Genomic DNA, 24,972 nt, shown 5'->3' on the forward strand with positions numbered 1-24,972 from the left:
CGCAGGTCAGGGGCGACTGTGTGGAGCGAGATCGAATAACGGTTTTCGGGCCACGATCCGTCCCGGAGGGCTGGCTGATCCAGTGCGGCATCCGGACGAACTCGGCGGCGGTTAGGCAAGGCTCGCCTATGCAAAACGTCCCCAAAAGAGGTGGCTGACAGGGAGTTGTCCTGACGAGGCCGGGTATGACGGTGACCCGGCAGCACCGACGGAAGCGAGATCGCCATGACCGACATGCTGGAGATGCCGCGGGTACACGAATGCACAGTCACCGACTGCGGCTACAACCACGACGGTTGCCACGCGTTCGCCATCACCATCGGGCAGCAGAACGCCAGCTGCGCCACGTTCATCGACACCTCGGCGAAGGGCGGGCTGGACCGCGTTATCGCCCAGGTCGGCGCCTGCAAGCGGGACGACTGCCAGCACAACGCCGAGCTGGAGTGCCACGCGCCGTCAATCCGGGTGGGTCCGGGTCAGGACATCGCGGACTGTCAGACGTACGAGCCGCGCTGATCCCGGCGCGACGCGAGTGAGGGACAGCCACCACGGCCGCCCCTCACCTGCGTTCGAGCCGGCTACGCGGAAACGACCATCGGCGTGCCGGCGGTCGGACACTCAGCGCCCGCCAGCGGCCAGCTCGGCGATCATCCCCTCGCAACTACGGACCACCACCTGAGCGCCGCGCCGCTGCGCCAGCGGAAGCAGAGGATCCTCCGCCCGGTCCCGCCACCGCCACTGCGCCTCGGAGGCGACCTCCCAGAGCTGCCGCACGTCGGCCTCATGCTCGACACCGAGCCGCGCCGCGAGGCCCACCCCGTCGCCGCCAACCAGCCGCTGCGCCTCGCCGGCCAGCTCCGCGTCGAACCCCAGCCGGGTGTTGCGCAACGCCACCAGCAGACGCAACTCCCGGAACTCGTGCGCACCCGCGAGGATCTGCTCCACCGCGCCGACCAGCTCGGCGGAGTCCCGGGTGGGCTCGGCCCGCAGCAGCGCCTCCACCGCCGCCAGCGCGGACCGCGCCTTCAGCGCATCCCGGCGATCAATGAAACACCGCGTCACCGACTCGCGCAGCTCGGTGAGACCGCTACGCCGAATCAACTCCGCGGAGAGCTTCACCCGGCTGTCGAAGCCACTGCGCACCAGCGTGGCCGCCAGCCGGACACCGAAGACCCCGAACCGGCCCAACAGCGCGGCGCGCACCTCGGTGTCCAGCCGTACCGGCAGCTCGCCGCGGAGGAAGCGGTCGGCGGAGATCAGGTGGACGTCCAGCTCCACCCGGGGCACCTGAGCCAGTGTCGCGAGCGCGGCGAAGTCCGACTCGCCCAGCATCCGACCGGCCAGACCGATCATGCCGCTGCACGCCACGACGTTGACGCTGAGCGCGTTCACCCTCGGGTCGCGGTAGTGCCGGCGAGCGAGCTGGCGGGCAGTGAGCAGACCGTCGATCCGGCCGCCGCCGGTCTCGTCGGCGCGGGACAACACCATGATCACGTTGACCGGAGCGGACTGCCCGACGGCACTGTCCCGTGCGGACTCCAGCACCCGCAGGTCGCTGTCGCGACCGTCGCGGGTCAGGTACAACACCGCGTCCGAATCGCGCAGCACCCGCTCCAACACCGGCGCCCGGCCCTGCTCGGCGCCTCCGGTGACCGCCGGGGTGTCGATCAGGGTGATCTGCCGTAGCGCCCGCGTCGGCCACCGCACCACGATGTCCCGCACCTCCCCCGCACCCCAGCCCAGATCCACCCGCAGCCCGGTCGCCGACTTCACCACCGCCAATTCCTGTGGTGGCTGCCCGACCGGGTAGGCGGTGGCGCGCGGGGCGGCCCCGTCCTCGTACCAGGTGAAGGCCCCGTCCGCCCGCTCGACCGGCGCGACCTCCTCGCCCATCAACGCGTTGAGCACCGTCGACTTACCCGATCGCCACGGGCCGACGATGGCGATGCGCAGTGGCTGCTCCAACCGTGCCACCTGTTGCCGAAGCTCGGCGACGGCCCGGGGATTGTCCTGGTACAGCTCGATGGCCTGGTGCAACAACCCCCACGCCGCCTCGTCCAGGCGCACTCCCACAGTCATGCCTGCGGCTCCAGCAACAGCGGGGCGGAGCGGGCGCCGGTCAACTGCTGAGACTGCTCGTACACCGCCGCCAACCGGGTCATCTTCAACCGGATCTCGCGCTGCCGCTGCTCGCGCACTGAGGCATCGGTGTCGGCCTCCTGCTTCGCGCTGCGGAACGACTGCACGATTGCCTCCTGGAGCTCCTCGGTCAACCCGGTGAAGTGGTCCCGCAGCATCCGCTGCACCTGCCGGGCGGCGTCGCGGCAGTCTCGGATGATCCGGACGAAGAAGTCGTCGACATGCCGCTGGATGGCCGTCTTGACAGTCGCCTGCCGACGACGGAGCAACTGCTTGCTCTCGTCACGGATGCTCTTGCCGCCGAAGAGCGCCCCGATGCCGACCGAGACCGGATTGATCATCGGCATGCCGGCCAGGGTGGTCGCCAGACCGAACATCAGCATGCCGCCGTACGAGCCCTTCATGCCGGTGAACAGCTTCTGGCCGGTGGTGAACCGGTCGATCGTCGGCCGTTGCAGCTCGGGCACTCGCTCGCCGATGTCGTCCGGCATCGTCATCGACCAGGGCGGCAGCACGTCGTAGCCGTACCGGTCGAAGTTGGCGGACACCCGCCGGGCGATCCAGTCACAGCGCTGGATCAGCCACTCGTGGTTCGCCTCCGCCGCCTCCACCAGGCTCCGCTCCAGCCAGTCCTGGAAGGTGTCCCAGGCGACCAACGGGTCCGCGGTGTCGAACGCCTCGTCCACCGCGCGCAGGATCTGTCGGGTCCGGTCACGCAGGTCGTACTCAAGGTCGGCGAGCAGGTCGGTGATCTCGTCGGTCAGCGTGTTCTGCCACCGGGTGGAGCACCGGCGCAGCTCGTCGACCTCGCGCTGCGCGGCGTGCAGCCGGGAGATCGGCCCGGACTGCTCCTCGGCCTCCTGGGTCGCCAACTCGGCGCGCAGCGGCGCGGCCAACTGCTCCACCACCGTCCGGGCCACCGTCTGCACCGCCGCCCGGGCCAGGTGGTCGGCCTTGCCGGCCAGGTCACGTTGCAGGCGGGCGATCAACGCGGGGAAACCCGACTCGGCGTTGAGCCCACGGTCGTCGGCCGCAGCCGCGCGCAGTCGCAGCGCCGCCGAGACCGGGATCAGCGTCGCCGGGATCCCCGCCTCGGCCAGGTGCTGCCGGTTGCGCTCGGCGACCGTGCGCCAGTCGGCCACCAGATCGGTCTTGCTCTGCACCACCACCACGTTCGGATGCGAACGCATGATGTGCAGCAGCATGTTCAGTTCGGCGACCGACAACTCCCGAGTGGAGTCGGAGACCAGCAGCACGGTGTCCGCGCGGGCCGGCGCGGCGACCGGAACGGCGGCGCCGACGCCGGCGACCTCGTCGGTGCCGGGAGTGTCCACCAGCACCAACCCGGCACCGAGCAGCGCACGGGGCAGTCCGATCTCGACGTACGCCGGGCCGCCGCCCGGCCGACGACCGACCAGGCCGGCAACGCCCGCCGCCACCTGGTTGAGCGCCACCGGGGTCCGCTCGACCGCCACCGCGTCGGCGGTGCCGGTGGGGTGCCCCGGGGCTGGTGGCGGCGCCTGCGCCACCGCCGCGGTGGGCGCCTCGGCGTGCCGCACCACGGTCGGCAGGACCGTCGTCCGGCCGTCGCCGACCGGGCAGGCCGGAGCGTTGATGATCGCGTTGACCAGCTGGCTCTTGCCCTGGTTCGGCTCACCGATGACCAGGACGCGCAGCGTCGGGTCCAGCAGTTGCGCGCGCTTCTGCCGGACCGTTTGAAGGAGGTCACCGCGACCGTGTGCAGTGCAGGTGCGGGCGATCTCGTCCAGCACGTCCAACCAGATCCCGGCCATCACCGCACCAAGTGTGCGGATTTCAGGTTAATTATCAAGAGGGACCGGATGTGGAACCCGGAAGGGCCGGATCGCCTGAGACGATCCGGCCCTCCGCTCCGACCGGAGATCCAGGTCAGAGCAGACCGCCGGTGATACCCAGCAGTCCGTGATCGGACGAGGCGTGTGAGTCGCCGAGCACGCCGTCGGTGACCCCACCGGTCACGTCACCGACAGTGTCGGTGACACCGGGGAGGAGGCTGTCCACCTGGTGCGTCACGCCGCCCACCGTCGACGGCACGTCGAGCGGCGGGACCCCGCCGACGACACCGTCGCCGTGCCCGAGGCCCAGCCCGTTGAGGGTGTCGTCGACACCCAGCGAGCTGACGACCCCGCCGAGCTGACCGTGGGTGCCGGAGAGGACACCACCGGTCAGGTCGCCGCCGATCAGGTTCGAGTCAGTGACGCCGAGCAGACCGCTCGGGTCGCCCACGGTGCCGGTCACGTCACCGAGCACCGGGTCCGCGATCGCGTCCACGGGCTGCACCACGTCGGCGTCGAGGGTGTGCGCCACGTCGGAGACGCCGGCCAGGTCGGTGTCGAGGCCGGACGGACCGACGCCCAGACCGATGCCCGGCAGCACGGTGACCCCGGCGGCCGCGGTCGACGGGTCGACCGCGATGGCGCCGAGCACGCCGGCCTTGACGTCCACGCCACTGGGCGAGCTGGTGACGCTGATCTGCTGCGCCACGCTCTGCAACTGACCCACCACGTCGGTGGTGTCGGTGAGCAGCGGGTCCAGGCCGAGCTGCCCGACCGGCGAGGCCAACGGCGCGAGGCCCGCACCCGGCGCGTAGTCGACGACCAGCGGTACGACGTCCTGCACGTCCGCAGCGGTGATGTCGGTGAGCCCAGCGCCCCGCAACGCACCCTCGGGGTCGAGGTCGAAGGCCGACCGCGCGTCCGGGTTCGTCAGTAGGTCGAGCACGAAGTCGTGGAGCGTCTGCTGCGAGTCCATGTGCCGGTTCTCCTCGGATGTGGCATTGGCGGGTGTCGTACGTCGACAGTGACGACGCTATTGCCGGGAGTCGCCCCCGGGCATCGGGGCTGAGCCCGCATCCGGGCCGGTTGAACTAGGGGCTCCGCCACCTCGTACGTTAGGGGGATAGGGGGAAACCGTCCCGGCGAGATTAGGGTCCCGACCAGGGACTGATCTCTGGTACGAACGTAGGAGCCCGCGGGGTTCGCCGGGGGTGGGTCGTCGGGGCAGCCGACGCCATCGCCACCAACCGGCAGACTCACGGGGAGAGACAGAGACGATGCCGTACGTCCTGGGGATAGACATCGGAAGCAGCAACACGGCCGCCGCCGTCGCACGGCGACGCGGCGCGACCTGGACCCGTCCCGAGGCCGTCCCGCTGAGCGCCGACTCACCCCTCATGCCGTCGGTGTTGTGCCTGGCCGAGGACGGTTCGCTGCGCGTCGGCGAGCCCGCGACCGACGACGGCAGCCGCACCACCCGGGACTTCGTCCACCGGATCGGCGACGACGTGCCGGTGCTGCTCGGCGGCGAGCCGTGCGCCCCGCAGACGCTGACCGCCGAGCTGGCGGCATGGGTGGTGGAGCGGGTCCACGCCCTGGAGGGCGGGGCTGCCGAGGCGATAGTGCTCAGCCACCCGGCGGGGTGGCGCCCCTACCGACGGGAGGTGCTGCACCGGGCCCTGTCGGACCTCGGCCTACGGCACGTGACGTTGCTGCCCCGCACTGTCACCGTCGCCGAGAGCCACGCCGCTCGCGGGTTCGCGGGCAGCACCGCAGTGGTCTACGCCCTGGGAGGCAACAGTTTCGAGGCCGCTCTGGTGCGCCGCACCCCGCGCGGCACGTACGAGACGTTCGGCACCCCACAGGGTCTCGACTCGATCGGCGGCGCCGACTTCGACGAGGCGCTCGCCGAGCACACGCGTACCGTGCTGGCCCGGGAGTTGGCAGCGACCGGGCGTCGCGGGGCACAGGTCGCGCTGCGCGGACTGCGCGCGGAGTGTGACCGGGTCAAGCGGGTGCTGACCGTCGACCTCACTGCCGACGTGGTGCTGACCCTGCCGAGCGGCCCGGCGCGGGTGCCGGTGACCCGGGCACAGTTCGAGGCCATGATCCGCCCGACGGTGCAGGCCACCGTCGACCTCCTGCTCCGGGCCGTACGCAGCGCCGACCTGACTCCGGCGCAACTCGACGGCGTTCTGCTGGCCGGCGGCTCCACCCGGGTCCCGCTCGTGAACGAGCTGATCGGCGCGGCCCTCCCGGTGCCCGTCGAGGTGGAGCCCGACGCACAGTTGACCGCCGCCACCGGGGCGGCGATGGCCGCCTGCCAGGTGGTGTCACCACGCCCTCGCCAGCCGCCGCCGGCCCGCGTGCCGGCCCCGGTCAGCGGCGCCGGGCGGCCCACGATCCCGGCGCCACGCCGAACCCATCACACCGTTCCGGGCGATCCGCCACCGCGGCCGCCGGTTCGGGTCCTCCCACTGGAACTGCCGAAGCCGTCCCGCCTGGCGCTGGCCCGTGGCCGCGGACGCGAAGGATAACCCCGATGATCATGAATGACCTCGCCGCACCAGGGTTGACCCTGGACAAGGGGTTGCAGGCGCTACTGGACACTGTCGCGCAGGATCCGACCGGCCCCCTCGCCGTCGGCGTCGCCGGCCCGGCCGGTCACGGAAAGACCGCGCTCCTCGCCGAGCTGGAACGCATTCACCAGCGTGCCGGGATCGCCGTCCGCACCGCCGCCCCGGAGCCGGATGAGCAGGTCGACCCCGACACCGTGCTGCTGGTCGACGACGCGCACCTGCTCGACGACGCACGGACCGAAGCGCTGCTGCGTCTTGTCGCGGGCCGGCGACACCGGGTGGTGGTCGCCCACCGCCCGTGGCCCCGGTCAGCGGCGTTCAGTGAGCTGGTCGACGCCCTGCGACGCGACGGGCAGGCCGTACTGCTCACGCCGTTCACCCGGGAGCAGACCGCCGCCCACCTCGCCACCACACCCGAGCTGGGCCGCCCCGCCGACCTGGTCGACTTCGTCCACACGCAGACCACCGGCGTACCCCGGGACGTGGAACGGCTGGCCCGTGGCCTGGCCGGGGCGGAGACCCGGGTCGGCACTGTGGACCCACCCCGCTCCGTCATCCTCGAATTCGGGCCGGACCTGGACGTTCAGCCAGCCGCGGTACGACGGCTGCTGCTCGCTGTCGCGGCCGGCGGGGCGCTGCCGGTGAGCATGCTCGGCGCGCTGCTGGGCCGGGACCCGGCCGGAGTGGACGAACTGATCGCCACGACAAGGGCGGCCGGGCTGCTCGGCGCTGACGGCCGGCTCGCACCGATCGTCCGGCGGGCCGTCGCGACACTCAGCCCCACCACCGAGCGGACAGCGGTCTGGCGGCGGCTCACCGAGTTGCAGCTCGCCAGAGGTGGCGCGGTGCTGCCGTTGGTCCGCTCCCTGCTCGCGGTCGGCGCGCTCGGCGACTGCCCGGCCGCGACCCTGGCCGCCGCGGCGGACGAGGCGCTGGCCGACGAGCCGGCGTTCGCCGCCGAGCTGTTCGCGGCGGCTACGGCTGCCGGACAGGCGCCCAACGCGCGGCAGGCGCTCGCCGCCGCGCTCGCCGGTGACCTCGACGACGCGCTTCGGCTGGCGGACCGACTCCTGGCCACTGCCGCTCCCCCGGAGCGCTCCGAGGCGGCGGTGGTCGCCGCCACCGCCCTGGCCCACCGTGGTCACGTCGGCCGCAGCGTCGAGCTGTTCCGGTGGTCGGGCACCGCCTCGGCGGCGGCGTTCGCCATCGTCGGCGGGCTGGCCACCGGAGACCCGGCCGCCAGCACCGAGTCACCGGCCGGTGACCCGGCGGGCGAACCCCCGACACTGCACGCCAGCGCCGCCCGACTGATGGCCAACGGTGTACGGGAGAGCGTGACCGGCTCGCCGACCGCCGCGCTCTCCGCGCTCGTGCAGGCTGCCGCACTGCTGGAGCCGGACGGCCGGGCGGCGCTGCTGCCGGACAGCCCGGCGGCCCTCGCCGCGTTGACGGCTGTGCACTGCGGTGAGCTGGAAATCGCCGAGCGGGTGCTGCACCGTGCCCTGGGCGCCGGTGTCGGCGGCCCGCTGATGGCCCGCCGCCACCGGCTGTTGCAGGCCTGGATCCTGATGGTCCGTGGCGAGATCCACGCCGCCGGCGAGCGGCTCGCCACTGTGACGCTCGACGGGCGGCCACTGGAGTCACGCGACCAGCTCTTCGCCGCCGCGATCCGGATGGGCATCGGACGGCGCAACAGTGACCTCGGGGCGCTCAAGCGGGGTTGGGGGCAGGCGCTGGAGGCCGTGGTGCGGCACCCCGTCGACCTGTTCACCCTGCTGCCGCTGGGTGAGCTGGCCATCGCCGGCGCGCGGCTGGGTGACCTGGCCCGACTGGAGCCGTACCTGCACCAGGGGCGTGCGCTGCTCGACCGCCTCGGCAACCCGCCCCTGTGGAGTGTGCCGCTGCACTGGAGCGGGCTGCACGCCGCCATCCTGACCGGCGAGCCGACGATCGCCGACGAACACGTCACGGCGTTGCTCGCCGTCGCTGGTCACAGTCGGTACGCGGCAGTGGTCGCCGCCGCCGCGGAGAGCTGGGTGGAGGTGCTGCGGGGGGACGTCGACCCGACCCGGGTGGAGGCCGCCTCGCGCGGGCTGCACGACACCGGGTTGTGCTGGGACGGTGCCCGCCTCGCCGGGCAGGCCGCCATCCGCACTGCGGACCGGCGGGCGATGACCACCCTGCTGGAGTGCGCCCGAGCGTTGCAGGGACGGCCCTCCGGTGGGCAGAGCGGGCAGACACCGACGACCGGTGCGAGCACGGCACGGGTCGCCGGGCCCACGCAGCACGGTCTCAGCGACCGCGAGTACGAGGTCGCCGAGCTGGTGCTGGCCGGGTTGACCTACCGGGAGATCGGCGATCGGCTGTTCATCTCGGCCAAGACCGTCGAACACCACGTGGCGCGGATGCGTAACCGGCTCAACTGCGCCAACCGCGCCGAACTGCTGGCGCTGCTGCGCACCCTCGTCGCCGACCGGGCCAGCGACACGGCCGGGCAACCGTGGCCACAGCGGGCGACCCGATGACCCGCAACGACGTTCGGCTGATCCGGACCAGGCTGGCAGTGCTCGCCGCCGTGCTGATCACGCTCTGGTCGTACGCGGCCTACGTGTCCTGCCAGGACGCCGTCGACCTGCTGCGCGTCCGGGCACTTGCGGACACGCTGGGCCAGCCCATCGACCGCCTGGTTCTGAGCCTCCAGACGGAACGCCGGATCACCGCCGAGACGATCGCCGGCGCGGGGCAGACGACGCCCGCGCTGGTCGGGGCCCGCGAAGGCACCGACCGGGCCGCCGCCGAGATCCGCGAGTTCACCAAGGGCCGCGACCTTCGGCTGCTCAGCGCCCGCACCGTTCGCGACCGGGCCGGCGAACTGGTCCGACGGCTCGACGGCCTGGGCACGACCCGATCCCAGGTGGACACCGGGCGGCTCGACCAGGGCGCGGCGGTCGACGGGTACGACGAGGTCATCGACGTCGCCTTCCGGGTGTACGGCCCGGAGTGGGGCGCGTACGAGAGCGGGTTGGCGGCCGACACCCGAGCGGTGATCGCGCTGGCCCGCGCCCGGGAGTTGCTCGCCCGGGAGGACACGGTGGTCAGCGCGGGCCTGACCGGCGCACGACTCGGCGCCGACGAGCGGCGCCGGCTGACCGCACTGGTCAACATCCAGCGGTACGCGCGCACCGAGGCCGCGGCCGGGCTTGCTCCCGACGGCCAGGCCGAGCATCAGCGCCTCGCGGCCGGCCCCGAGTTCGCGGCTCTGCGCGCCCTGGAGGACCGGCTGCTGCTCCAGGCCGGCACCGCCAACGCCCTGGCCGGTCTCACCGTCCAGGACTGGCGGGCCGCGGCGGACGCCGCCCTCGGCGCGCTGCAGGCACTGGTGACGAACACCGCCCGCAGCAGCGTCGAGCGGGCCACCCCCGGTGCCGCGGTGCTCATCGCGCGTACCGGGGCCGTCGTGGGGCTCGGTCTCATCGTCGTGCTGGTGCTCCTGCTGAGCTGGGCGGGCACCGTCCGACGCCTGACCGACGAACTGACAAGGACCGACGCGGACCTCCCGACGCCGGTGCCGGACACGCCGGCCCCGGCCCAGGAACCGGCGACGCCGGGGGGTGACGCCGAGCGGGAGCTGTTCCTGGGGCTGACCCGACGCAACCAGGTCCTGTTACGCGACCAGCTCAGCCTGCTGGACGGGATGCAACGTCGGGAGCGGTCCACCGAGGAGACCGGCGAACTGTTCCAACTCGACCACCTCACCACCCGGGTCCGCCGCAACGTGGAGAAACTGATCACCCTGGCCGGCGCGACACCCGCCCGCCGCTGGCGACGCCCGGTGGCGCTGCTCGACGTGGCGCGCGGCGCGGTCGCCGAGGTGCCGGACTACCACCGGGTCCTGATCGCGCCGCACTGGCCGTGGTCGCTCGCGGGGCCGGCCGTCACTGACGTCATCCACCTGCTGGCGGAGCTGATCGAGAACGCGCTGGCCTTCTCCGGGGCGGACACCACCGTCCGGGTCAGCGGCGAACAGCGACCGCAGGGGTGTGCCGTCGTCGTCGTCGACGACGGGCCCGGCCTGGACGTCGCCGCGCTGGCCGAGGCGAACCACCTGCTCGGCAATCCGCCACCGGACGGCCCGCCCGCGGGCCGCGCCGGCTGGTACGCCGCCGCCGTCCTGGCCGGCCGCTGCGGCGCCCACGTCTCGCTGCGCCCCAGCCGGCGCGGCGGGACCGCCGCCGTCGTGCTCCTACCCTCCCGGCTGATCACGGTCACCGGCACCGGCCGCGCACCGGCCAGCGCACCACCCGGCACCCCGTACCCACCGGCCCGCACCGGCGCCGACCTGACCGACCCCAACGGCAACGGCGCGCTGCCGACGCGGGTCCGCCACCCCGGGCCGACCGGCCCGGAACACGGCAGGACCAGCCTCGACACGGTCGAGATGCCAGTCACCAGAACAGCAAGGAGACAACAATGACGTCTGCAGTGGTCACCGAGGACGGCCTGACCGACGCCCTGAACGACCTGGTCGACCGGGTGCACGGCGCGGAGTTCGCCGTGGTGCTCTCACCGGACGGGCTGCCGCTCGGCGGCTCGCGGCGGGTGGGGACGAAGCTGGCCGAACAGATCTCCGGCGTGGTCGCCGGCCTGATCGCGTTGGGGCTGGCCGCCACCCGGACCTGTGACGCGGGTCGGCTGCGTCAGGTCGTGGTGCAGATGTCGCGAGCGTTCCTGTTCATCGCCACCATCCCGAACGGGACCATCCTCACCGTGCGGATCGCCGGTGACGACGTCGAGGTCGGTGACATGGCGTACGAGGTGGCGCTCTTCGTGGGGCAGGCCGAGCAGCACCTGCCGATCACGCTGGGCCCGGCCTCCTCGGTGACGATCGGGGACACTGGTGCACACCAGCGGCACCACTGACGAGGCGTGGTACGACGACGACGCGGGCCCGGTCGCCCGGCCCTACACGATGACCGGGGGGCGCACCGCGCCCGCACGCGGCCAGTTCGACCTGATCTCGCTGGTCGTCGCCCGGAGGGGGGTCACGCCTCCCACATCACTCTTCCCCGAACAGGCGCGGATCGTCGAGCTGTGTCACCATCCAGTGTCGGTGGCCGAGGTTGGTGCAGAGTTGGATCTTCCGCTGGGGACGGTCCGGGTGCTGCTCGGTGACCTGCTCGCGGCCGGGCTGATCGAGACGCACGAACCGCCGATGCTGTCGGAGCTGCCGACCGAGGATCTGCTCGAGGCGATACTCGTCGGGCTGCGCGGATTGTGACCGGGCAGGTGCCACCCGCGATCCCAACGGATCGTGGGCGCGCACCCGGCGACGAACTGAAGGAGAGACTGGCAGTGCCGGCAACACCACCCCAGCCACGCCGTACCGTGGCGATCATCCTGCTGGATCGGGTCGTGGCCCTCGTCACGGCCGCACGGCGGGTGCTCACCGGTCGGGAGGACGTCTCGCGGGCCACCTGGGTGGCCGTCGTCGCGGCGCTCGGGGTGCTGATCGCGACGTGCGTCTCCGTCGTCGGGGTGCTGCGTACGCCGGAGAAGCTGACGCCGGTGACCCTCGACCCGCCGCCGTCGGTCGGGCAGGTGGGCGCGTCGCCGTCCACCACCCCCCGCGCGCAGGCGCGACCGGCGCTCACCAGCCCGGCGGTGACCGCTCCCCCGTCCGCCTCGGCCTCGTCGGTCCCACCGGTCGTGGCGTCGTCGACCCGACCCACACCGACCGGCGCTACCACCGAACCCACCCCGGCCGCCCTGGGGGCGGACTTCGCCATCACGGACAACGCCCTGCTCAGCTACGGCGCGACGGTGACGATCAGCAATCCCGGTTCGGTCCCGGCGTCGGGGTGGACGCTGGTGGTCACCCTGCCCCGGGAGTCGTTGGGGATCAGCGGCGTGGAGGGGGCGCAGGCCAGCCGGGACGGTGCGGTGTGGACGTTCGTGCCGGACCCGAACACCGGTCAGGTGCCCGGCAGCGCCTCGGTCCGGGTGACGTTCCGGGTCAATGGATCGTTGACCGGTTCCGCCCCGAAGGCGTGCACTGTCGACGGGGTCGCCTGCGCCGGCCTGCCGAGCTGATCTTTGTTCTCCCCCACGCTCCCCCGGTAGGGGTTTCCCCACCCCCAGATCATGGGTCGCCGTGTGGTCCGGGAACGTCGCCTCGACCAGGCTTTCCTCATGGGAAACAGCGATGGGACCCCCGCTCGCGGGCTGGTCGTCGAAGTGCTCGACGTGACGAAGGCCTATGCCGGCGGGGGCGGTGTCCGGGCGTTGGACGGGGTTTCGGTCGGGTTCGAGGCCGGTTCGTTCTGCGCGGTGATGGGTCCGTCGGGCTCGGGGAAGTCAACGCTCCTGCACTGCGCGGCGGGCCTGGATCGGCCGGACAGCGGCCGGGTGCTCCTCGCCGGACAGGACATCGGCCGGCTGCGTGAACCCCGACTCACCGAGGCCCGGCGACAGCGGGTCGGATTCGTCTTCCAGTCGTACAACCTGATGGACTCGCTGTCGGTCTGGCACAACATCCTGCTCCCGCAACGACTGGCCGGGGTGCGCCCGGACCAGGGTTGGGCCCGGGAGGTGATCCACCGTGTCGGGCTCACCGGGCGTGAGAACGACCGACCCGGCCGGCTGTCCGGCGGTCAGCGACAGCGGGTCGCACTCGCCCGTGCGCTCGCCGGCCGGCCGGAGGTCATCTTCGCCGACGAGCCGACCGGCGCGCTGGATCTGTCGACCGGCCGAGAGGTGCTCGGGTTGCTGCGTGAGGCAGTGGACCAGACGGGCACGACTGTCGTGATGGTGACGCACGATCCGGCCGCCGCGGCGTGGGCGGACCGCGCGGTGTTCCTGGCCGATGGACGAATCGTCTCGGAACTCGCCGACCCGACGGCCGAGAAGGTCGCTGCGCAGATGATGGCGGTGACCCTCCGATGATCCGGCTCGCTCTCGGCAGCCTGCGCCAGCACCGCGGCGCCTACGCCGGCACGTTCTTCGCCGCGCTGCTGGCCGTGGCCCTGTTCGTCGGCGGTGGCCTGCTGCTCGCCTCCGTGCTCACGGCGAAGCCGCCGGCCAACCGGTTCGCGGCAGCGCCGATCGTCGTCTCGGGCGACCGCGACGTCACCCTCGAGAAGGTCACCACCAAGCAGAAGAAGGACAAGTCCAAGGTCAAGCGCAAGGTCAAGTCCGAGCGTCTGACCGGGGCCGGCTCGCTGCCGGTCGACCTCGCCGGCCGACTCGGCGACCTTCCGGGTGTCGCGGCGGCGGTCGCGGACGTCGCCTTTCCGGTCCAGGCGAGCACGCCGGACGGACGCCCGTTGCGCGGAGCCGACGGTGCCCCGGTGATCGGCCACGGGTGGGCCTCCGCGGCGCTGACGCCGTACCTGTTGCGCAGCGGTGCGGCCCCCGGTCGGGGTGAGGTGGCCATTGACGCCGATCTCGCCAGACGGTCGGGCACCTTGGTGGGCGGGCATCTCATGGTCACCACCAGGACCGGTGTGCGCACGATGGTCGTGTCCGGTGTCGTGGCGCCGTCCGGTCGGGACGGGCTGCCCGCCCAGGGCGCGCTGTTCGTCGCCGACGGCGAGGTGGCGATGGTTTCCGGGCTGCCCGGTCCGACTGCGGTGGCCGTTCTCGCCGGAGCGGGCGCCGACCCGGTCGCGCTCGGCGACGCCGTCGGGCAGGTGGCCGGCGACCACGAGGTGCTCACCGGGGCCGACCGCGTCCGGGCCGACCTGCCCGGTGCTCTGCCGGACTACATCGGCCCAATCTCGATCTTCGGTTTCGTCATCGGCATCACGGCGTTCGCGGCCGTCTTCGTCCTCACCGGCACTGTGACGCTTGGCGTCCGCCAGCGGCTGCGCGAGCTGGCTCTGTTACGCACCGCTGGCGCGACCCCCGGTCAGCTGCGCCGCCTCCTCGGCGTGGAGAGCCTCCTGCTCGCCGGGGCCGCCGCGTTGCCCGGCGCGCCGCTGGGCGTGGTGTTCGCCCACGTGGTGGCCGCCCGATTCCGGGAGTTGGGCGCGGTGCCGGCCCAGTTCGTCGTACGGACCAACGTGATCGTGATCGTCGCGGCCGCGGTGGCCGGGATGGTGGTGACCTTCGTCGGCGCCCGGGTCGCCGGCCGTCGCGCGGTGCGGATCGCCCCGACGCAGGCACTCGCCGAGACCGCCAACGCACCCACTGGTGGGCTGGTCCCGCGGATCGCCGTCGCGGCGGTGACCACCGCCGGAGCGATCGCCCTGCTGGTCTTCGTGCCGCTCGACGGGCCCCTCGGCATGGGCATGAGTTTCGTGTCGTCCGCCCTGCTGCTGTGCACGGTCGCGGCCCTCGGCCCGTCGCTGGTCCGGGCGCTGACGACACCTGTGTCCCGCGTCGTCGGCGTCGGCGGGCCGACCGGCTGGCTGGCCGGTCTGGTCACCCGGGCAGAGCGGCGAAGGGTCGCGGCGGTCGCCGTCCCGCTCGTGCTCATGTTCGCGCTCAACGCCACCATGCTGCTCAACAGTGCCCTCCTGGGTCAGCTGGCCGGGCAGGAGCAGGAGGAGCGGACGTCCGCCGCGACGGCACAGGTGACAGCACCCGGCGGCCTTCCGCTCGACACCGTCGAACGGCTCGTCGCACTGGACGGGGTGACCGGTGCGGCGGCGACGCTGCCGACCCGAGCGATCGCGGAGCAGGGTGGCAAGCCCGAGGACTTCGCCAGCCAGGGTCTGCTGGTCGCCGGCACCGAGTCGGCGCTCGACCTCGATCTGCGTGCCGGGACGCTGCCGGGCACGGGCGCGTTCGCCGCCAGCGCGTACGTGACCGACCAGTACGGCTGGCGGGTGGGCGACGACGTGCGGGTCTGGCTTGCCGACGGCCACCAGGTCGACCTCCGCCTGGCCGGGGTGTTTGCCCGGGCCCGTGGCTTCGGCGACCTGGTTCTGCCGGCGGAGCTGGTGGCGGCACACGACCCGCGCGGATTGGTCAACACGGTTGGGCTGCGCTACTCCGGCGACGTGCCGGACCGGATCGCCGCGTCGTGGCCCGGACTGCGGTTGACTCCCGCGCTCGGTGCGGCGCCAGCCGGTGACGCGCAGAACCAGCAGGGTGCGTGGGAACTCATGGTGGTCATCTCCCTCGGCTTCACGGCGGTCGCCGTCGTCAACACCTTCGCCATCGCCACTGCGGCGCGCCGCCGCGAATTCGCCGATCTGCGGCTGGCCGGTGCGACGACAGGGCAGCTGCACCGTCTCGTCGACCGCGAGGCGATGATCACGGTTGCCGTCGGGCTGGTGCTCGGCGCACTCGTCACCGCGATCGTGGTCGGCGCGTTCAGCTCGGCGCAGGACGGCACCTTGCGGGTTGTCGTCGACGCCGGCACGTACGTGGGGTTACTCGGCGGTGTGGCGGCGCTCGGGCTGGTCGCGGGCGTCGTACCGGCCCGGGTTCTGTTGCGCCGACGCGGCCTGCCGGCCCTGAGCGACGGGCGCTGACGGTGGTGCCGGCCGGAACGCCGCTCGGGCTCGTCCTCGGGGTCATCCGGGGCCGGGTCCGGCCGGCGGTCCGGAGCGGTGCCGTCGGTAGGATCGCCGCGATGATCCGCACCACGGCTTCGGCGCTGGCATACCTGCTCAGCAGCCTCGTCGCGGGCGTCGTAGGCCTCGGCTGGAGCCTGGCTTCCACCATTGGGGTCGGCCTGCTGGCGATCACGCAGCTCGGCGGCCCGGCCTTCCTTGGCGCGACCTGGGTGACCCGACGCCTCGCGGACCTGGAGCGTCGCCGGGCGGGTTGGGTGCTCGGCGGCGCGATCGCGGCACCGTACCTGCCGATTGAGGGTGCCACCGTCCGGCAGCGGGTCCGTGCGGTCGCCGTGCAGCCCGCCACCTGGCGCGACCTGGCCTGGCTGGTCACGGTCTTCCCGCTGGGCCTGGCGGGCGGGATCGCCGCCATCGTGGTCACTGTCGTCGATCTCGCCGCCATCGTGGCGCCGCTGTGGGCCTGGGCGGTGCCGAACCCGCACGCGCCGTTCCCGATGCGTCCGCTCATGACGACGGTGCCGGGTCGGTTCGGCCTGACCGTGCTCGGCGTGCTGTTGTTACCGGTCACCGCGTGGTTGCTGCGGACCGCCGGGCGGGCCCAGGCCCGCACCGCCCGAGGCTTACTGGCGCCCGGCGCACACAGGCAGTTGGTCGAGGAGGCCGCACGCCTCGCGCAGACCCGCCGTCGGGTCGTCGACGCCCAGGCCGCGGAGCTGCGTCGGATCGAGCGGGACCTGCACGACGGCGCCCAGGCCCGGATCGTGGCGGCCGGCATGACGCTGGCGTTGGCGTCCCGCAAGCTGCCGAGCGGCGCGACCGCCGCGTCCGATGTGGATCTTGCCCGCCGGCAACTCGACGACGCCCTCACCGAGCTACGCCGACTGGTGCGTGGCATCCACCCGCCGATCCTCACCGATCGAGGGCTGCACGCCGCTGTCGCCGCCCTGGCCGGCGACAGCCCGCTCGCCGTGGAGGTCCGGGGCGACCCGGAGGAGCGGTATCCACCAGCGGTCGAATCGGCGGCCTACTTCGTCATCGCGGAGGGTCTCGCCAACGCGGGCAAGCACGCCGAGGCCCGGACCTGCGTCGTCACCCTCGTCCGAGGCGCCGGTACGGTCACCGTCACGCTCACCGACGACGGCCAGGGCGGCGCCGACCCGGCCGGGTCCGGACTCGACGGCCTGCGCCGCCGTGTCGAGGCACTCGACGGCCGGCTCACCATCACCAGTCCACTCGGCGGTCCCACCGTCCTGTCCGCGGAGCTGCCCTACTGATGCGCATCGTGATCGCAGAGGACCTGCTACTGCTTCGAGACGGCCTGGTGCGGCTGCTGACCGACACCGGTCACACCGTCGTAGCCGCCGTCGACACCGCGCCCGCCCTGCTGGCCGCTGTCACCGAGCACCGGCCCGACCTGTCCATCGTCGACGTACGGCTGCCGCCCGGGTTCCGGGACGAAGGGCTCCGCGCCGCCCTGACGCTGCGCGCCAAGGACCCGGACACGAAGGTGCTCATCGTCTCCCAGTACGTCGAACGGGCCTACGCCGTGGAACTGCTCGCCGACGGCCGGGGCGGTGTCGGTTACCTTCTCAAGGACCGGGTCACCGCACTCGACGACTTCCTCGACGCGGTGACGCGGGTAGCCAACGGGGGCACCGCCCTCGACCCCGAGGTGGTGCGCCAGCTGTTCACCCGCAACAGCCGTAACCACGGCATCGACGGGCTCACCGCACGGGAACGGGAGGTACTCGGCCTCATGGCCCAGGGCCTGTCCAACGCGGCCATCTGCGCGGCGCTCGTCCTGGCGCCGGTGTCGGTGGAGAAGCACATCACCAACATCTTCGCCAAGCTCGACCTGCCGCCTGCCGAGGACGCCAACCGACGTGTCCGCGCGGTCCTCGCCTACCTCAATCACTAGAGATGCCGGGACGCATCGATCGAACGCGTACACCCGACGTTCCGGCGACCGCCATGCTTGATTGATCATCAGTTCGGGCGTGCTTCGTAGCGTCGCGACCATGACTGTCCTACCCGCATCACCGTCACCTCGCCGCGCCGGGGCACGCCTGGGCACCCGGGCCGCCGCCGTCACCGCCGCTCTCGCCATCACCGGCGCTGCCGCCGCGGTCGCCGTCGCGACCTCGTCGCCCGCCACCGCGGAGCCGGGCAACGTCGTCGTCTCGGAGAACTTCTCGGCCGGGTCGCTGCCCGCCGGTTGGCACGCTGTCGACGGCACCTGGAAGGTCGAGAACGGTCGACTGTACGGAACCTCCGCCAGCTCCAGCGAGAACAACAAAATCACCTTCGGTCGGCACCTGAACGACTTCCGCCTCGAGGCGACCATGCGCTTCGAGGCGGTCTCGGCCGCCACCCGCTGGGCCTCGCTCGGCATCGACGTCCCCGCCAGTGGCGCGACCCCCTGGTGGATCGCCACCATGCGCAGCGGCACCACCGCCGCCAACGGGCTCGAATTCGCCCAGCGGACCACTGCCGACGCCTGGGTCGTGACGAACACCGCCTCCGCCCAGTCCGCCGCCGGCACCGGCCGGGACGTGCGCGTCGCCGTCGAGGTGCACGGCAACCAGGCCCGCTGGATCTTCGACGGGCGGGAGGCGATGCGGACCAGCAGCCTCCAGCGGTCCACCGACGGCGTCCAGGGGCTCTTCGTCAACGGCGCGACAGTGTCGTACGACGACGTCACGGTCACCGAGCTGCCGCCGAACGGCTATCTCCGCCCCGAGGGCAGCCCGTTCACAGTGATCGCCCACCGTGGCGCGTCCGCCGCCGCACCGGAGAACACCCTCGTCGCCCAGGAAATCGCCCGCAGGGGCGGCGCCGACTGGATCGAGAACGACGTCCAGCCGAGCAAGGACGGCATCCCGTTCATCCTGCACGACGGCACCGTCGACCGGACCACCGACGGCGCCGGCAACATCCGGGACCTGACCGTCGCGCAGATCAAGGCCCTCGACGCCGGCTCCTGGTTCGGCCCGCAGTACGTCGGCGAGCGGGTGCCCACCCTCGCGGAGCAGCTCGCTGACCTGCGGACGCGGGGTGGCAACCTGCTCGTGGAGATCAAGGGCAAGCACACCCGCGACGAGGTCGCCACGGTCATCCAGGTGATCCGGGACGAGCAGATGATGGGCCGGGTCTTCATCCAGAGCTTCGAGGTGGACGCCCTGAAGTACACCTACGAGATCGCCCCCGAGCTGCCGCTCGGTCTGCTCCGCAGCACCCTGGACGCCGATCCGGTGGCGCTCGCGAAGGAGCTGCACCTGACCGCGTACAACCCGGACGGCAACGCGCTGCTGGCCAAGCCGGAGGTCGTCGCCCCGCTGCACGCCGCCGGGGTCGCCGTGATGGCCTGGACGATGGACTCCGCCGGCCTGTGGCAGCGGCTGGAGCGGATCGGCACCGACGCGATCATCACCAACCGGGCGGCGGAGCTGGTCGGCTGGAACTCGGCGTTCGTCCAGCGGGCCTCCGCCGATCCGACCGTGCAGATCACCTCGCCGGCCAACGGGGCTCGGCTGGACCGGGCGCAGTCGCCGGTGATCGCGGTCGCCGCGACCAACGCGGACACCGTCACCGTGACGCTGGACGGTAAGAAGTCAGCCGCCGGGCGCAAGCTCGACCTGGCCAAGCTGACCGCCGGACGGCACACCATCACCACCGAGGCGACCGGGCCCGAGGGCATCGCCACCGCGACCAGCACCTTCACCGTGACGGTGAGCCAGGCTGGCCTCGGCCACCTGATCCTCACCTCGGGTGCGGACCCGGCCGCCGTCACGGCGCTGACCATCAAGCTGGCCCACGCCCAGTACGCCGAGCTGGCCACCTACGCCGACCGGCAGGCCGGCAAGCTGGTGCCGGCGGAGGTCGCCAGCGTCATCGCCGCCGACGCCCGCACCCTCGCTCTGAAGTAGCGGGCTGGAAGGGTGGCGCTGGTCCGATCGGGCCAGCGCCACCCCGAGTTCTCAGTGGGTGGAGACCGGCGACTCGGCACGCTCGCCCTGCTGTCGCACCAGCGGCAGCGCCGGGGCCAACGCCAGCGCCATGCACAGGCCGCCGATGGGAAGCAGGTCGAGGGTGACCACAGGCAGGACGATGCCGGTGAGGAGCAGCGGCACACTCCACCACGGCAGCCGCCGTCGGGCCGCGAGCATCCCCGCGAGGACGAGCAGACCGAGGAAGAAGAGCTGGGGTACGACGTCGTAGAAGGCCACCTCCACGCCGGGAATGTCCTTGAATTCCGCGCCGAGCCTCGACATCTCCGCCCGATCCTCGGCCAGCAGCCCCTCGACGATGTCCGCGCCGAACTGCACCATCGTCGCGGCGAGGCCGACAAACGTGCCGGCCACCACCCCGGTGCGCCACGGACTGCGGGGCAGCAGACGGGACAGCGCGAGCACACCCGGGACGAAGCACACCATGCCGGCGAGGGCGACCAGGTGGGCGGCCTGCCAGTCGAGCCCGGGGCCGTACACCCCGTCGGATCTTGCCCACAGCCGGACCAGACCGTAGGCCACGATGCCGACCGGTCCGGCGATCACGTAGAGCGCAGCGCGTTTCATGTCAGCCAGCATGTGGCCGCCGACGCCGGCCGACCTCCGGGAGCTCCCCTCGGGTCGCCCTGGCTTTGGTCTCAGGTCTTCCACCGATCCACCCCGAGACCCGGGCTCAGCGTTCGCTGTTGAGGGGGCGTGCCCCCGCCCGGACCACGTGGTCGTCGGTGCCGGCCTCCCGGAATCACCCTCGGCCAGCCGCGCCCGCCAGCCGGCGGTTTGTCACACAACTGTCACAGCGCCTTGCAGTGACCGCCAACCCGGCACAGCACGGTGAGAAGGAGCCGAAGGCGACGGAGGGGGGTACGGCAATGGCGACGCCGGTGCTGCCAGCGAGGGCCACGCTGCCGCTGGTCGAGGTTCGCGTCACCGAACTCGATCTGGCCTGTCTGCCAGAGGTGGGCGCGGTGTTCGACCGACTGCTGGCACTGCGCCCCGCACAGGTCGTGCTCGACCTGTCCGACTGCCAGCACCTCGACCCCGCCGCCATCGGCCTGCTGCTCGACGTGCACCGGCGGCTGACTCGCGCCAACGCGGCCCTCACCGTCCGCGACCCGAACCCCCGGGTCCGGCGCATCCTGCACATCACCCGCGTGGATCAGGTGCTCCCGATCGGGAGCGAGGAGAGGTCGTCTGGACCCTGGTGGCCGAACACGGCTGGAGCGGCTCCCCCTTCGCCACCGGGCCGCACCGCTGCCCGCACTGCAGCCTCCTGCCCGCCTCCTCCGGTGGCCAGGCCGTGGCAGTTCCCCGCTGCGGGAACGGGGCGAGCGGACCGGGTGGCGAGCATGTTTCATGCTGGAGTAATGATTCGTTTCGTACTGAATGTGCTGTGGCTCGTCTTCGGTGGTGGCCTCGTGCTGGCCGTCGGCTACGGCATCGCCGCGCTGATCTGCTTCGTCCTGGTCATCACCATCCCGTTCGGCGTCGCGTCGCTGCGCCTCGCGGTCTACTCACTGTGGCCCTTCGGCCGCACGGTGGTGCCCAAGCCGGGCGCGGGCGTCGGGTCCGGCCTGGCGAACATCCTCTGGGTCGTGCTGGCCGGCTGGTGGCTCGCGCTCTCCCACATCCTCGCCGGCATCGCCCTCTGCATAACGATCATCGGGATCCCGTTCGGCATCGCCAACTTCAAGCTCGTACCGGCCGCCTTCTGGCCCCTCGGCCGCGAGGTCGTCGACGTGCCCTGAACACGGAAAACGGGAGGCACTCAGCCTCCCGCCACTTCTAACTTATACCGCACTGGGGGGCTTGCGGCAAGACCCCGTTTATGACGCAGAATCGTCGGCCGAGACCAAATTCTGCCGAAATGGAAGTCATGAATTGGATTCCTTGCCCACCTCAGTGTTCGACCTCCCCGATCACCTCGCCGCCAAGGCCGACCCGGCGCTCATCACCCAGGACGAGCGGCACTTCACGGCCATGGCGCAGAGCCTCGCGCAGCTGAACGCCGAACTGTCCGACCGCCTGGACACCGCACGTCGTGCGCCCGGCGGCAAGGGCCGGCAGGCCGTCGACCGCGACGACGAGGTCCGCCGGCTGACCGCCCGCCTGCGCTCGCTGAGCCGCTACGGGCTGGACCTCTGCCTCGGCCACCTGGTCGAGGCCGACCACAGCGAGCCGGTGTACGTCGGGCGTCGCGGTCTCACCGACAGCACGGGCCGGCGGCTGCTGCTCGACTGGCGCTCACCCGCCGCCGAGCCGTTCTTCGGCGCGACCCACGCCAACCCGATGGGCCTGGCGAGCCGCCGCCGCTACCGCTGGACCCGCGGCCGGATCAGCGACTACTGGGACGAGGTGTTCACAGCGGACGGGTTCGTCGGGCACGCTGTCTCGCTCGACGACCAGTCCGCCTTCATCGCCAGCCTGGGCAGCGCCCGGTCGGCGCGGATGCGCGACGTGCTCAGCACGATCCAGGCCGACCAGGACGCCATCATCCGGGCGGGCTCGGCCGGTGCCCTCGTGGTCGACGGCGGTCCGGGCACCGGTAAGACAGTCGTCGCCCTGCACCGCACCGCGTACCTGCTCTACTCCGACCCCCGCCTCGGCCAACGCCGGGGTGGAGTGCTCTTCGTGGGGCCGCACCAGCCCTACCTGGCCTACGTCGCCGATGTCCTGCCCAGCCTCGGCGAGGAGGACGTGCAGACCTGCACCCTGCGCGACCTCGTTCCCGAGGGGGCCACGGCAACCGTCGACACCGACCCGGACGTGGCCCGGCTGAAGTCCTCGGCCGAGCTGGTCAAAGCGATCGACGCGGCGGTCCGGTTCTACGAGGACCCACCGACCGCCCCGATGACGGTCCCGGTCGGCGACTCCGACGTCCGCCTGAGCGCCGACGACTGGGCCGACGCGTTCCAGACGCCGGGTCCGGGCACCCCGCACAACGAGGCGCGCGAGGAGATCTGGGAGGGGTTGCTCACCATCCTCATCGACAGGTACGACGGCGAGGAGCCGGACGCCGTGCTCCGCGACTCGCTGCTGCGTAACCGGGAGCTGCGGGCGACGGTAAACAGAGCCTGGCCGTTGCTCGACGCGGCTGATCTCGTGGGTGACCTGTGGTCGGTGCCCGCGTACCTGCGCAGGTGCGCGCCGTGGCTCAGCCCGGCGGAGGTCCGCAAGCTGCAGCGCGACGAGCCCCGGGCCTGGACCGTGTCCGACCTGCCGCTGCTCGACGCGGCGCGGCAGCGGCTGGGCGACGCGGAGAGGGCGGGGCGCACCCGTCGGCGTGACCCGGCCGCCGCTGTCGAACGCGAGCACATGGCCAGGGTCGTCGACGAGCTGCTCGCGGCCGACACCTACGACGACGGCGAGGGCCTGCTGGCGATGCTGCGCCAACCCGACCTGCGCGAGGTCCTGGTCGACGAGTCGGCGCTGGCGGACGCCGACCCGGACCTGCTGGCCGGCCCGTTCGCGCACATCGTCGTCGACGAGGCGCAGGAGCTGACCGACGCCCAGTGGCAGATGCTGCTGACGCGCTGCCCGTCGCGCAGCTTCACCATCGTGGGAGACCGCGCGCAGGCCCGGCACGGGTTCGCCGAGTCGTGGCAGGAACGCCTCAAGCGGGTCGGGCTGGACCGGGTCACGGTGGCCTCGTTGACCATCAACTACCGGACGCCGGCGGAGGTCATGGCGGAGGCCGAGCCGGTGATCCGGGCCGTGCTCCCCGACGCCAACGTGCCGACCTCCATCCGGGGCAACGGCCTGCCCGTCGCGCACGGATCGGTCGCCGACCTGGGTTCGATCCTGGACACCTGGTTGACGGCCCACGCCGAAGGGATCGCCTGCGTGATCGGCGACCCGACGTTCCCGCCGACGTCCCGGGTCCGGTCACTGAGCCCGGAGCAGGCCAAGGGCCTCGAATTCGACCTGGTCGTGCTCGTCGACCCGGAGACGTTCGGCACCGGCATCGAGGGTGCGGTCGACCGCTACGTCGCGATGACCCGGGCCACCCAGCAGCTCGTGCTCCTGACCAGCGGCTGAGGGTGTAACGTCGCGCTCTTCGGCTGCCGCGCCGCCGGAGTCCGCGAAGGCGCATCCCCATGACGCAACCCACGCCCCCACGGCGTCGACTCGACGCCGCGCTGGCCCATCTCGCCATCACCTTCCGTGGGATGACCGCCCACCCCGACGACGGCAACTGCGAGTGCCACTGGGGCAGCGCGGAAGAACTTGCCCTGCTCAAGACCCCGGACGTCGAGCTGGACCCGGACCTGCTGCGCCGTACCTACTGGGCCGGCGACTGGGATTTCCCCGCGGCCATGCTGCGGCGGATCCTGCCCCAACTCGCCACGGCCCTGGTAAGCGGCGAGGTGGAGCGCCTGAGCAGCATGGACCATGCGGGGCGTGCGTTCGCGCTCGGCCGCTGGCAGGAGTGGCCCACCGAGCAGTCGACGGCGATCCGCGAGTTCCTGGACGCCTGGTGGGTCGTCACGGTCACCGACCCGGACGCCGAGGTGCCGCCGCACTCGGTACTGGCCATGCTCGTGGAAGCCTCTGGCGTGCTCGACCGTTGGCTCGACGCCTGGGCGACGGCAACCAGTCCCCTGGCGAACCAGCGGCTCGCCGAGGCTTTCGGGGAGTGGGAGTACGACCTGCTCTGCGAAGATCTGCCGTGGAGCACCTGGGAACTCACTGGCGACGAGCAGGAGAGTCTCCGCGCGGAGCTCACCGCCTGGCTGCTCCAGCACGCCCCGGCCCGGCTGCGGATGATCGGCGCCGACCCGAAGCGGCTGCACCGGATCAGACTGCTCGGTCTCGCCGGCCCGGCCCGCTGGGACGACCCGCACTGGCCGGACCTCGGCCTCTGACCGGGCCGTCCCACCGCTCATCCCACCAGGGCCGCGCCGAGGCGGCC

General features: G+C 72.3%; 19 protein-coding genes and 2 pseudogenes. 17 read left to right on the forward strand and 4 right to left on the reverse strand.

What is annotated here, in order from left to right; genetic code table 11:
• Positions 1 to 225: 225 nt before the first annotated feature.
• Positions 226 to 516, forward strand: coding sequence for a DUF1540 domain-containing protein (locus tag MED01_RS06990; RefSeq protein ID WP_112678265.1), 291 nt, complete (start codon positions 226 to 228; stop codon positions 514 to 516).
• A 102-nt stretch (positions 517 to 618) separates the two neighbouring features.
• Here the strand turns inward: MED01_RS06990 and MED01_RS06995 are convergent, their stop codons facing one another.
• The 3 genes from MED01_RS06995 to MED01_RS07005 all read right to left on the reverse strand — a co-directional run bounded on the left by MED01_RS06995 (position 619) and on the right by MED01_RS07005 (position 4,929).
• Complete coding sequence (locus MED01_RS06995) at positions 619 to 2,079, reverse strand: P-loop NTPase family protein (RefSeq protein WP_238667682.1); 1,461 nt, start codon at positions 2,077 to 2,079, stop codon at positions 619 to 621.
• The gene (locus MED01_RS07000) at positions 2,076 to 3,932 is read right to left on the reverse strand and encodes a dynamin family protein (RefSeq protein WP_238668136.1); all 1,857 of its coding nucleotides are present in this window, start codon (positions 3,930 to 3,932) and stop codon (positions 2,076 to 2,078) included. Before MED01_RS07000 ends, MED01_RS06995 begins: the two co-directional genes overlap by 4 nt.
• Before the next feature lie 115 nt (positions 3,933 to 4,047).
• On the reverse strand, positions 4,048 to 4,929 hold the full coding sequence (locus tag MED01_RS07005; protein ID WP_145795845.1) for an IniB N-terminal domain-containing protein: 882 nt from the start codon (positions 4,927 to 4,929) through the stop codon (positions 4,048 to 4,050).
• Between the two features lie 301 nt (positions 4,930 to 5,230).
• Here MED01_RS07005 and MED01_RS07010 point away from each other — a divergent pair, with 301 nt between their 5' ends.
• The 11 genes from MED01_RS07010 (at position 5,231) to MED01_RS07060 (ending at position 19,982) form a co-directional block, all read left to right on the forward strand.
• Positions 5,231 to 6,490 carry an Hsp70 family protein gene (locus tag MED01_RS07010; RefSeq protein ID WP_238667683.1) on the forward strand — a complete coding sequence of 420 codons (1,260 nt, stop codon included), beginning with the start codon at positions 5,231 to 5,233 and terminating at the stop codon, positions 6,488 to 6,490.
• 5 nt (positions 6,491 to 6,495) lie between these two features.
• Positions 6,496 to 9,057 carry a LuxR C-terminal-related transcriptional regulator gene (locus MED01_RS07015; RefSeq protein ID WP_238667684.1) on the forward strand — a complete coding sequence of 854 codons (2,562 nt, stop codon included), beginning with the start codon at positions 6,496 to 6,498 and terminating at the stop codon, positions 9,055 to 9,057.
• The gene (locus tag MED01_RS07020) at positions 9,054 to 11,006 is read left to right on the forward strand and encodes a nitrate- and nitrite sensing domain-containing protein (RefSeq protein ID WP_238667685.1); all 1,953 of its coding nucleotides are present in this window, start codon (positions 9,054 to 9,056) and stop codon (positions 11,004 to 11,006) included. Before MED01_RS07015 ends, MED01_RS07020 begins: the two co-directional genes overlap by 4 nt.
• Positions 11,003 to 11,452 (forward strand): roadblock/LC7 domain-containing protein, encoded by a 450-nt coding sequence (locus MED01_RS07025; protein ID WP_238667686.1) that lies wholly within the window; start codon positions 11,003 to 11,005, stop codon positions 11,450 to 11,452. Before MED01_RS07020 ends, MED01_RS07025 begins: the two co-directional genes overlap by 4 nt.
• On the forward strand, positions 11,430 to 11,810 hold the full coding sequence (locus tag MED01_RS07030) for a DUF742 domain-containing protein (RefSeq protein ID WP_124773772.1): 381 nt from the start codon (positions 11,430 to 11,432) through the stop codon (positions 11,808 to 11,810). The genes MED01_RS07025 and MED01_RS07030 overlap by 23 nt, the downstream gene beginning before the upstream one ends.
• Before the next feature lie 74 nt (positions 11,811 to 11,884).
• Positions 11,885 to 12,622 (forward strand): cellulose binding domain-containing protein, encoded by a 738-nt coding sequence (locus tag MED01_RS36025; RefSeq protein WP_238667687.1) that lies wholly within the window; start codon positions 11,885 to 11,887, stop codon positions 12,620 to 12,622.
• Between the two features lie 99 nt (positions 12,623 to 12,721).
• Entirely contained in the window at positions 12,722 to 13,474 is a 753-nt protein-coding gene (locus MED01_RS07040) for an ABC transporter ATP-binding protein (RefSeq protein ID WP_238667688.1), read from the forward strand.
• The gene (locus MED01_RS07045) at positions 13,471 to 16,011 is read left to right on the forward strand and encodes an ABC transporter permease (RefSeq protein WP_238667689.1); all 2,541 of its coding nucleotides are present in this window, start codon (positions 13,471 to 13,473) and stop codon (positions 16,009 to 16,011) included. Before MED01_RS07040 ends, MED01_RS07045 begins: the two co-directional genes overlap by 4 nt.
• 101 nt (positions 16,012 to 16,112) lie before the next feature.
• Entirely contained in the window at positions 16,113 to 17,330 is a 1,218-nt protein-coding gene (locus MED01_RS07050) for a sensor histidine kinase (protein ID WP_238667690.1), read from the forward strand.
• Positions 17,330 to 17,974 (forward strand): response regulator transcription factor, encoded by a 645-nt coding sequence (locus MED01_RS07055; protein WP_238667691.1) that lies wholly within the window; start codon positions 17,330 to 17,332, stop codon positions 17,972 to 17,974. The genes MED01_RS07050 and MED01_RS07055 overlap by 1 nt, the downstream gene beginning before the upstream one ends.
• A gap of 100 nt (positions 17,975 to 18,074) precedes the next feature.
• Entirely contained in the window at positions 18,075 to 19,982 is a 1,908-nt protein-coding gene (locus MED01_RS07060; protein WP_238667692.1) for a glycerophosphodiester phosphodiesterase, read from the forward strand.
• A 51-nt stretch (positions 19,983 to 20,033) separates the two neighbouring features.
• Here MED01_RS07060 and MED01_RS07065 read toward each other — a convergent pair whose 3' ends face one another.
• Positions 20,034 to 20,630, reverse strand: a complete 597-nt coding sequence (locus tag MED01_RS07065) for a hypothetical protein (RefSeq protein WP_238667693.1) — start codon at positions 20,628 to 20,630, stop codon at positions 20,034 to 20,036.
• A 302-nt stretch (positions 20,631 to 20,932) separates the two neighbouring features.
• Here MED01_RS07065 and MED01_RS07070 point away from each other — a divergent pair.
• The 5 genes and pseudogenes from MED01_RS07070 to MED01_RS07090 all read left to right on the forward strand — a co-directional run.
• Positions 20,933 to 21,217: pseudogene (locus MED01_RS07070) on the forward strand (STAS domain-containing protein); the annotation flags it as partial.
• A 29-nt stretch (positions 21,218 to 21,246) separates the two neighbouring features.
• Positions 21,247 to 21,331: pseudogene (locus MED01_RS07075) on the forward strand (STAS domain-containing protein); the annotation flags it as partial.
• A 96-nt stretch (positions 21,332 to 21,427) separates the two neighbouring features.
• The gene (locus MED01_RS07080) at positions 21,428 to 21,808 is read left to right on the forward strand and encodes a YccF domain-containing protein (RefSeq protein ID WP_238668138.1); all 381 of its coding nucleotides are present in this window, start codon (positions 21,428 to 21,430) and stop codon (positions 21,806 to 21,808) included.
• Between the two features lie 142 nt (positions 21,809 to 21,950).
• Positions 21,951 to 24,098 (forward strand): RNA polymerase recycling motor ATPase HelR, encoded by a 2,148-nt coding sequence (helR, locus tag MED01_RS07085; RefSeq protein ID WP_238667694.1) that lies wholly within the window; start codon positions 21,951 to 21,953, stop codon positions 24,096 to 24,098.
• Positions 24,099 to 24,157: 59 nt separating this feature from the next.
• Complete coding sequence (locus MED01_RS07090) at positions 24,158 to 24,925, forward strand: hypothetical protein (protein WP_238667695.1); 768 nt, start codon at positions 24,158 to 24,160, stop codon at positions 24,923 to 24,925.
• Positions 24,926 to 24,972 lie beyond the last annotated feature (47 nt).

This window comes from Micromonospora alfalfae (genome assembly GCF_022230925.1).
Classification (GTDB): Bacteria; Actinomycetota; Actinomycetes; order Mycobacteriales; family Micromonosporaceae; genus Micromonospora; species Micromonospora alfalfae.

Coding starts and splice junctions, on each gene's coding strand:
- MED01_RS07005 (WP_145795845.1), bottom strand. CDS start 4,929: ATGGACTCGCAGCAGACGCTCCACGACTTCGTGCTCGACCTACTGACG.
- MED01_RS07025 (WP_238667686.1), top strand. CDS start 11,003: ATGACGTCTGCAGTGGTCACCGAGGACGGCCTGACCGACGCCCTGAAC.
- MED01_RS07045 (WP_238667689.1), top strand. CDS start 13,471: ATGATCCGGCTCGCTCTCGGCAGCCTGCGCCAGCACCGCGGCGCCTAC.
- MED01_RS07055 (WP_238667691.1), top strand. CDS start 17,330: ATGCGCATCGTGATCGCAGAGGACCTGCTACTGCTTCGAGACGGCCTG.
- MED01_RS07060 (WP_238667692.1), top strand. CDS start 18,075: ATGACTGTCCTACCCGCATCACCGTCACCTCGCCGCGCCGGGGCACGC.
- MED01_RS07090 (WP_238667695.1), top strand. CDS start 24,158: ATGACGCAACCCACGCCCCCACGGCGTCGACTCGACGCCGCGCTGGCC.
- MED01_RS07020 (WP_238667685.1), top strand. CDS start 9,054: ATGACCCGCAACGACGTTCGGCTGATCCGGACCAGGCTGGCAGTGCTC.
- MED01_RS07015 (WP_238667684.1), top strand. CDS start 6,496: ATGATCATGAATGACCTCGCCGCACCAGGGTTGACCCTGGACAAGGGG.
- MED01_RS07000 (WP_238668136.1), bottom strand. CDS start 3,932: ATGGCCGGGATCTGGTTGGACGTGCTGGACGAGATCGCCCGCACCTGC.
- MED01_RS06995 (WP_238667682.1), bottom strand. CDS start 2,079: ATGACTGTGGGAGTGCGCCTGGACGAGGCGGCGTGGGGGTTGTTGCAC.
- MED01_RS07050 (WP_238667690.1), top strand. CDS start 16,113: ATGATCCGCACCACGGCTTCGGCGCTGGCATACCTGCTCAGCAGCCTC.
- MED01_RS07010 (WP_238667683.1), top strand. CDS start 5,231: ATGCCGTACGTCCTGGGGATAGACATCGGAAGCAGCAACACGGCCGCC.
- MED01_RS07065 (WP_238667693.1), bottom strand. CDS start 20,630: ATGAAACGCGCTGCGCTCTACGTGATCGCCGGACCGGTCGGCATCGTG.
- MED01_RS06990 (WP_112678265.1), top strand. CDS start 226: ATGACCGACATGCTGGAGATGCCGCGGGTACACGAATGCACAGTCACC.
- MED01_RS07040 (WP_238667688.1), top strand. CDS start 12,722: ATGGGAAACAGCGATGGGACCCCCGCTCGCGGGCTGGTCGTCGAAGTG.
- MED01_RS07080 (WP_238668138.1), top strand. CDS start 21,428: ATGATTCGTTTCGTACTGAATGTGCTGTGGCTCGTCTTCGGTGGTGGC.